The organism is Pseudoalteromonas sp., assembly GCF_041629635.1.
In the GTDB taxonomy this organism is placed as follows: domain Bacteria; phylum Pseudomonadota; class Gammaproteobacteria; order Enterobacterales; family Alteromonadaceae; genus Pseudoalteromonas.
In genome coordinates this window covers 1-8,299 of sequence record NZ_JBFKMX010000151.1, presented here as the reverse complement: position 1 = coordinate 8,299, position 8,299 = coordinate 1, and the positions used below count along the sequence as shown (strand labels likewise).

The 8,299-nt window shown below is 39.7% G+C and carries 9 protein-coding genes; 7 read left to right on the top strand and 2 right to left on the bottom strand.

Going from position 1 to position 8,299, the window contains the following annotated elements; translation table 11 throughout:
• Positions 1-310: 310 nt before the first annotated feature.
• The 4 genes from ABYD77_RS16190 (at position 311) to ABYD77_RS16175 (ending at position 4,697) form a co-directional block, all read left to right on the top strand.
• Positions 311-1,363, top strand: coding sequence for a flavin reductase family protein (locus tag ABYD77_RS16190; RefSeq protein ID WP_372771146.1), 1,053 nt, complete (start codon positions 311-313; stop codon positions 1,361-1,363).
• Positions 1,364-1,428: 65 nt separating this feature from the next.
• A complete protein-coding gene (locus ABYD77_RS16185) occupies positions 1,429-2,421 on the top strand; it encodes an acyl-CoA desaturase (RefSeq protein ID WP_274760371.1) in 993 nt (330 codons plus the stop codon).
• A 545-nt stretch (positions 2,422-2,966) separates the two neighbouring features.
• On the top strand, positions 2,967-4,073 hold the full coding sequence (locus ABYD77_RS16180; protein WP_372771145.1) for an EAL domain-containing protein: 1,107 nt from the start codon (positions 2,967-2,969) through the stop codon (positions 4,071-4,073).
• A gap of 234 nt (positions 4,074-4,307) precedes the next feature.
• Positions 4,308-4,697: a ribonucleotide reductase subunit alpha gene (locus ABYD77_RS16175; RefSeq protein ID WP_372771144.1), complete on the top strand. Its 390-nt coding sequence runs from the start codon at positions 4,308-4,310 to the stop codon at positions 4,695-4,697.
• Positions 4,698-4,846: 149 nt separating this feature from the next.
• Here the strand turns inward: ABYD77_RS16175 and ABYD77_RS16170 are convergent, their stop codons facing one another.
• Both ABYD77_RS16170 and ABYD77_RS16165 read right to left on the bottom strand, forming a co-directional pair.
• Positions 4,847-5,287, bottom strand: a complete 441-nt coding sequence (locus ABYD77_RS16170) for a hemerythrin domain-containing protein (RefSeq protein ID WP_372771143.1) — start codon at positions 5,285-5,287, stop codon at positions 4,847-4,849.
• 13 nt (positions 5,288-5,300) lie between these two features.
• Positions 5,301-5,786 (bottom strand): SCP2 domain-containing protein, encoded by a 486-nt coding sequence (locus tag ABYD77_RS16165; protein ID WP_372771142.1) that lies wholly within the window; start codon positions 5,784-5,786, stop codon positions 5,301-5,303.
• A 269-nt stretch (positions 5,787-6,055) separates the two neighbouring features.
• On the opposite strand from ABYD77_RS16165, the gene ABYD77_RS16160 reads away from it, so the two are divergent.
• The 3 genes from ABYD77_RS16160 to ABYD77_RS16150 form a co-directional block, all read left to right on the top strand.
• Entirely contained in the window at positions 6,056-7,051 is a 996-nt protein-coding gene (locus ABYD77_RS16160) for a peptidase U32 family protein (RefSeq protein WP_372771141.1), read from the top strand.
• Between the two features lie 5 nt (positions 7,052-7,056).
• A complete protein-coding gene (locus ABYD77_RS16155) occupies positions 7,057-7,941 on the top strand; it encodes a U32 family peptidase (RefSeq protein WP_372771140.1) in 885 nt (294 codons plus the stop codon).
• A gap of 25 nt (positions 7,942-7,966) precedes the next feature.
• Positions 7,967-8,299: NnrS family protein (locus ABYD77_RS16150; RefSeq protein WP_372771139.1), on the top strand; the 333-nt coding region annotated here is incomplete at its 3' end.

Below are 8,299 nucleotides of genomic sequence, written 5' to 3'. Positions count from 1 at the left end.
CGAACTCCAAAAACTTATTTAAATACTCTCATTCTTGCTTTTACCAAATCACTCACATCAAATTTTTTATAAAAAATAATCATAACGAAAAGCAGCTTTACAATAGTCGCTTTTTTTATGTTTTAAACTTTTAATCCATTGTTTGGATTGGTGTTAATTTTTATTTTGAATACCCCTTACAGGATTTACTCATTACACGCGGTTTAATTTTTAAAGTAAAAAATCTATTTTTATCTATTAGGGGGCTTGAAAAAAAACACCCATTCAGCGTACACTTGTGCGCTGAGTGAGCGTACACGTGTAAGTTTAAATGAGTTTTATATTCAATCCCTTAACAAATTGGTTTAGTAAACAGTTTTTTCATCATCGTTCGATGGCAGGCTATTTTGAGCCGGTTATTCAAATATTTAAGCCAAGTTGGCGCGATGGCTATTACCGTGCAAATGTGCGTTCAGTTAAATTTATAGCAAACAAAACAGTTGCGATTGAGCTCAAAGTTGAATCTCGTTGGCCTACCCATAAAGCCGGGCAACATATTGAATTAACGTTAGAAATTAACGGTCGCTTGGTTACACGTGTGTTTACCATTGCATCAAGCCCAAATCAGGCAATGCATGAAGGCGTGATCCGTTTAGTGATTAAGCAGCATGATGTTGGTGCATTTACGCCGTTTTTATCCCGTTTATCTGCGAATTCATGGGTTAATATTTCAAAACCCAAAGGCACATTTTTATTGCCACAGTCTAACGCTGTGACTTTTTTTGCTGCGGGTTCAGGCATTACCCCGTTTATTGCGATGTTGCATCAAGCATTACATGACGAAATCTCGCCAATTCATTTGGTGTATTACGCAAAACCAAATGAGCATTTGCTGGTGGCCGAGCTTGCCAGTTTGCAAAACCGCTTAGCAAACTTCACATTTACGTTACTTAGCCGAAGTAATGACGGGGATGTTGATGCAAAATTGCCAGAATTTATTGGTTCACAGTGGCTGGTATGTGGGCCGAATGATTTTTATAAAACCATCAAAAACTATGCAGATACGCATCAGCAATCAATTGAAAGTGAGCATTTCTCGCTAGTAGATTTGCACACACAAGGTGGCGCAAAAGCGCATTTTCAGGTGGATCATGGCGGCATTAAATTTAAAGCCGACAATCAACAGCCACTTTTAGCGCAGTTTCAAGCAAACAAGATTAATGTGCCTTACGGCTGTGGCATGGGCATTTGCCATCAATGCCAATGCGTAAAGAAAAAAGGCGTAGTGCGTGATATTCGCACCGGTAAATTATCAGATTACGGTGAAGAGTTAATTCAATTATGTGTATCGCAAGTGGTGTCGGATGTGGAGTTTAAAGCGTGAACACAGTAGCAGAACCAAATTATGATTTATTAGCCGAGCAGCTAAACGAAATTCAATCAACAACGATGGCAAAAGTGGGTGAGCAAGACGCAAACTACATTCGCCGTGTGATTGTAACGCAGCGCATTTTAGAGTGGTCGGGCCGTATTTTATTGGTGCTTGGCTTTGTCTCACCATGGTTATGGCTTGTTGGTGTACTTGCCCTTGCTACAGCTAAAATTCTCGACAATATGGAAATAGGCCACAATGTAATGCACGGCCAGTACGACTGGATGAACGACAAGCATATTAACTCCAAAGCGTATGAGTGGGATATTGCTTGCGATGGCAAAAGTTGGAACCGTGTACATAACTTTGAGCATCATACTTACACCAATATTATTGGCAAAGATCGTGACTTTGGTTATGGCTTATTGCGCTTATCAAACGATTTTCGCTGGCGTGTTAAAAACCTTTGGCAATTTATCACTTACCTAAATTTAAGTGTGTTGTTCCAGTGGGGCGTGTCGTACCACGAACTCGCCGCAGAGCGCGTGTTTTTTGGTAAGAAAAAAGATAATCGCGACTACAAAGTGCCACACAGCGAGCTAAAAACACGGTTTTTTAGTAAAGGTGCGCGCCAATTAATTAAAGATTACCTAATATTCCCACTGTTAGCAGGACCGTTCTTTTTATGGGTATTGGTGGGTAATCTAATTGCCAACTTGCTACGTAATTTATGGACATCAACCATTATATTTTGCGGTCATTTTACTGGCGATGTAAAAACGTTCAGTGAAAAAGAATGCGAAAACGAGACAAAAGGGCAGTGGTATTATCGCCAGGCATTGGGCTCATCCAATATTAAAGGCGGTAAGTGGTTTCATATATTAACGGGGCATTTAAGCTTTCAAATAGAGCACCACTTATTTCCAGATATGCCAGCCAAGCGCTACCGTGAAATTGCGCCTAAAGTGCAAAAGGTATTTCGTGAACACGGCATTCAATACAATACAGGTAGCTTTTTTAAACAATATGGCTCGGTAGTAAAACGCATTTTGCGCTACTCATTGCCTTAATGAGCAAGTAAAAACAGTTCCTTAACATAATGCGCCCGGTTATTGTCTGCCAACAATCACTTGGGTGCATTATTTTTGTCTCAGCCATTAAGGTCTTTCTTGTTACTCTTTTTATTAGGCTGCCCTTCTGTAAATCAGCCCATAATACATTTACATGCACAGGGGAACAGTAACAAAAATCTCGCTATAGTTAAAAGACTTTAGAAAATAGTGGTCACACCTTTGTAACTGGTGGGTAGGATTTTTCACATTTTCTTTTCACACCACTGATTGTGGCGCCAAAGGGTATGGATCAAGGTATTCATCAGGCTTCAGCAACTCATTTCAGATTTGTTAGGTAATTTCCAATGACGAAACAGGGTAAGTGTAAAAATCATAAATACATTGATAATCACATTGGCATTTATCTGAAAGTCGCGTTTTAGCTCATCAATTTAATTTTCTTGTAGTCAACTTTGACACATACGTTTATCAACGTAATCTCCATAAACCATTTTCTGATTTATCTCGTATTGAATATAGATTGCAAACTTGGGAAGCTAACAATGTTTTGTGCTGATTGTGAAAGAATAGAAAATTATTTATTTCCGGAAACAACGTTCTGGCTGTTTCTGCCAACCTTTGAAAGTGTAAATAAAGCGATTTTATTTTGTGGTAATGGTAATTATCCAGCAGCTCAAATCGATTCACATTGTATCAAAGTGAAAGTTAAAAAAGATAACGTAAACCGCTTTTTATTGGGCTTGTTTGGGGAATTTGAGCCAAATGAATTAAACGCTACCAAAATAACCACAACTGATGGCGGTGAGCCTACATTTAGCGATATTGGCCGCATTGTGCCTGCAAGTGTGCTTATTAATCGCTTGAACAGTCTGTGGGTAATTGATGCAATTGATGGTGGTAGTTATGAAACACATTTTCAGCCAATTTGCGAAATTAATGAACAAGGTGAGGCAACGCCGTTTGCTTATGAGGGCTTGTTTAGAATTAAGGATGAATTCAATAACATAGTTCCTCCTGCGCATGCTTTTAAATTAGCAGAGGGATCAGATCTGCTATTTTCGCTCGATTTGGTTGCAAGACGTTCTGCTGTGAGCTATTTTAAAAAGTCCGGCTTAAAGGGCAGGTTATTTATCAATTTTAACCCCTCAAGTATCTACGATCCTTCCTATTGTTTACGCGCAACGGTCTCAGCCATTAATGTCTTGGGTATACGCCCAAAAGATGTGGTATTTGAAATTACCGAAACAACAACAGCGACAGATGAATCCGTAATGCGGGGGATTTTAAATTTTTATCGCAATGCTGGATTTGGCGTTGCACTTGATGATATTGGTTCTGGTTGGTCAGGTTTGAACATGTTGCACAAGTATCGCCCTGATTACGTCAAAATCGATATGGACTTAGTACGTAATTTACATAACGATCCCTACAAACAAACGATCGTTAAGCACCTTATTCAACTTGCTCACGATAACGGCACAAAAGTAATTGCAGAGGGCATCGAAAGCAAAGAAGAGCTGGCAATCTTGCAGAGCTATCGCGCTGATTATTACCAAGGGTTTTTATTAGCTAAACCGCAATTTTATGAATCAATTTTAAGCCAGGAAGAACAAACACAAATCGACAGTACCTTAACGGGTATTAATTAATTTAGCTGGGTGATCTGTAAGCGCTATCAACGTTATTTTTAGAGGGTTTGGTGTTTACCTTTATCTAGCTAATTTTACTCATTAAGGTTAACAGTATTTTTTGGATTATTGATTTGCTAATTACTAGTCGACGTTTCTTTTTGCATCGAACAATGCTGTCTACCTCATAGTAGGTATTTCCTTTTAATCCGAGTCGATTAGTATGCTTAAACACTTATCAAGATAGATTCAAATATGATTTCAAAATTTTCTGACTTACAAGAAATGGCGAATGAACAGCCAGATCCTCAGCGTTTGCTGTTTCTATTTGCAGAGGTAAATAGCGAAAGCAAAAAACACAAAAGCCAGCAAAAGGGCACAATCACACCAGTAATGTGTGTTGATAAATTACCAAATGAAGTTTCTGATTTTGCCAGCTTAGTAAGCGAAGCTGATGACATTGCAAAAAATTGGGACTTTATGTTTATTGCCAGTCTAAGCGGTGATAAAGGAATTGCACCAACGTCTAAAGATGCAGAGCCCTATTTAACTAAGATGACCAATGATGTAATGAGTGGACATAATATTGCGCGTTATGTTGTGTTTGATCGAAAAGAAAACCCTGTAGAGCTTGTCGCAAGTTAACTGTTAACAAAAATATACGATTGGATCACACCGCATTAAGTTTTTGGGTTTAATGCGGTGTTGCTTGTTAGCTGAAATGAATTCGTAACTTTTCGATTTCTCTTGGTAATTATACCGTCAGTTTCCTTTGATAATTTCATTTATTAATTTTATGCGACTTGCCCCGTTTCCATAATCATAAACATCAAAGAACGATCGGACTCTGAGGCATTTTTATCTACTAACGGATATAGAATGTTTTCTTCTTTATGATTATGTTGCGTTAATTGGTTGGCTAATTCGTCATACAGCATCAGTGTTGTATTAATATCACCAGTTAAACTTTGTTGAAGTTGAGAAACAAGGTTAAGAATTGCGATATGCTCGTTAGACATGACATGGGTGGGGCCATGACTGAATTGTGACTTACGTTCAAAAAATGGGAAAAGCACGGTTTCTTCCCACAAAATATGCGTGCGAAGCCCGCTTTCAAATGCTTGAAAAAGGCCAATAGCGCGAGGTTTATCGTGATCTAAACACGCTTTAAATTGTGCTAATAGTAAGTCTAATCGTTTGTGATCGGTTTCAAAAAACTCGGTAAGTGTGATCATATTGATGCGTTCCTTATTTATAAATCAGCTGGCAATGTGTTGCAATTAATTGGTTAAGCGGTTTGGGTAATCGACTGTGCTCAAAGTTTTCAATAATGGCTTTTACTTCTAGGCCAAGCTCGGTATCTCCTGAGATTGCAAATTGACGATTAAAAAATAAGGTATCTGGGTCGGCATACTGACCAGCTAAAAGCAGGAACTGTTCAAAGTCAGCTCTAAATGTTGTATCAGCCTCATTAGTATCGATGACTACAAGCTGGCCATGTTTTAGGGTAAGGGTGAATGCAAAATTGAGATCGGATACTTCAATACGTAATGACTTGTTGTGCATAAAATCAAGCTCGTTATGTAGTCGCTCCACTTGAAACAAAGTATTTAACGTTTTTTCGATGGCAAAATGAGTGACGTTATTTGGGATCAATTTTAATGATGTGGCTAAGCCTGTTGGCAGTGATTTAGCAAGGCACTTGGCTATCGGTTTAAACGGCTCTTTTAACATAGTTTTTGCTCTTAAATAAAAACTAAGTTAATGCCTTAATACGTTCTAAACCTTAATGTAAATCAAAACTTTTCCAATTTAATAAGTAACTACTCACTATACGCTTAGAGCTCTCGATTTAGGTAGGTGGTAACTACCTATTAAATACCTTAACTCAATGAATAGTAGGTAGAAGCATGCCTAAGTATTCATTACTTAATTTAGATCAATTTACTTCAAAGCAATTGAACCTAGTCTAGCGAGAATGTTTTTAGGTTTTAGGAAAAGCGATGGAACTGTTATGCCCTGCCGGCAGCTTATCGTCATTACAAGCTGCGGTAGATGCTGGGGCCGATGCCGTTTATATCGGCTTTAAAGATGAAACGAATGCACGTCATTTTGCCGGATTAAACTTTAACCCGCGACAACTTGAAAATGGAGTTAACTACATCAAAAAAGCAGGATGCCGCTTACATATAGCAATTAATACCTTTGCCCACCCAGATATGATAGATAGGTGGTATTGCGCAGTTGATAAAGCTGTCGCGATAGGGGCTGACGTATTAATTATTGCCGATTTAGCTGTTTTAGAATATTGCGCGACACGTTATCCAAATATTGAAGTACATGCCTCGGTACAAGCCAGTGCAACGAATATCGGGGCAATTAATTATCTAGTGGATAATTTTGCGGTTTCACGAGTGGTGCTTCCACGTGTGCTTTCTATTCATCACGTCCGAAATTTAGCGCGTCATGCCAAAGTGGAGCTGGAAGTATTCGCCTATGGCAGTTTGTGTATTATGGCTGAAGGGCGCTGTTATTTATCGTCTTATTTTACTGGAGAGTCCCCTAATACCGCAGGTGCATGCTCGCCAGCAAAATATGTTGAATATCAGCAGCAACAAGGCCAGCTCACAACACTGCTTAATGAAGTGGTAATTGATAGTTTTGCTGACAATGAAAAAGCAGGTTATCCAACGTTATGTAAAGGCCGATTTGATATTGATGGAGAACGCTATCACGTGCTGGAAGAGCCAACCAGCTTAAACAGTATGGCGCTATTACCTGATTTAATGGAAGTGGGAATTGCCGCGATTAAAATTGAAGGACGGCAACGCTCTGCGGCTTATGTGAGTGAAGTAACGCGAACTTGGCGCGAGGCGATTGATAATTGTCTTGCCAACCCATCACAGTTTTCCCCATCCAGACAAGCAGAAGCTTGTTTATCTGCATTATCCGAAGGTAGCCAAACTACGCTAGGGGCTTATCACAAACAATGGAAATAACGGCTATGAAGTATTCATTAGGGCCTATTTTATATTACTGGCCAAAAAGAAAAGTATATGAGTTCTATCAGCAAGCGGCGCAAAGTGATGTTGACATTGTTTACCTAGGTGAAACAGTGTGTGCCAAACGACGTGAATTAAAACTGAAAGATTGGCTTACAATTGCAGAACAATTAACTCTCGCTGGCAAGGAGGTTGTGCTCTCATCCATGGCGCTACTCGAAACGCCCTCTGACTACCAGCAATTAAAACGACTCTGCCAAACTAGCGAATTTAGGATAGAGGCAAATGATCTTGGGGCGATTGCGTTGCTTGAAAAGGCGGGCTTACCTTTTGTGGTTGGTCCTGCGATCAATTGTTATAACGGAGAAACATTAGCACAACTACTAGCAAAAGGGATGAAGCGTTGGGTGATGCCAGTGGAACTATCTCGTGATTGGCTCAACAATATACTAAATTCAACCGCAATCCGTGACAAACGCGATCAGTTTACGGTTGAAGTATTCAGTTACGGCCACTTACCACTTGCTTATTCAGCACGTTGTTTTACTGCACGTTCATTAAATCGCTCAAAAGATCAATGTGAGTTGTGCTGTATTGATTACCCAGATGGGCGCGCCGCATTTAGCCAAGATGGCAGCCAAGTATTTGTGATTAATGGTATTCAAACCCAATCTGGACTTAAATATAACTTAATAAACGAGCAAAGGAGTATGCATGGGCTAGTCGATATTGTGCGCATTAGCCCTGAATCCGAAATTTTATTTGATGTGCTTGGCCAGTTTCAGCAACAGGCTAAACAGCCACACTATCTAAAGCTAGACAAAACGAAAGAGGTCGATGGTTTTTGGCACAATATTGCAGGCTTAACATTGGCAAGCGAAGCGTGAAAATTATGTTCTGGAGGATAAACTAATGCATTTACAACCGGATGGACAACTTGGCGTAAAGCCGCAAGCAATCAGCACAGTGCCACTGTTTCGTTTAGCTTTTCGCCCTTTTTTTTGGTTCGCATCGTTATTTAGTGTAATAGCGATCGCACTGTGGGCTGGATTTTTATCCGGCACATTAAACTTTTCGCCGTTGGGAGGCGGCCATTTTTGGCATATTCATGAAATGCTATTTGGCTTTACCAGTGCAATTGTTGTGGGCTTTTTACTTACTGCTGTACAAACTTGGACAGGCAAGCCCAGCATTAAGGGCTATAGCTTGATGGGGCTGTTCGGTTTATGGGCTTTGGCAAGGGTG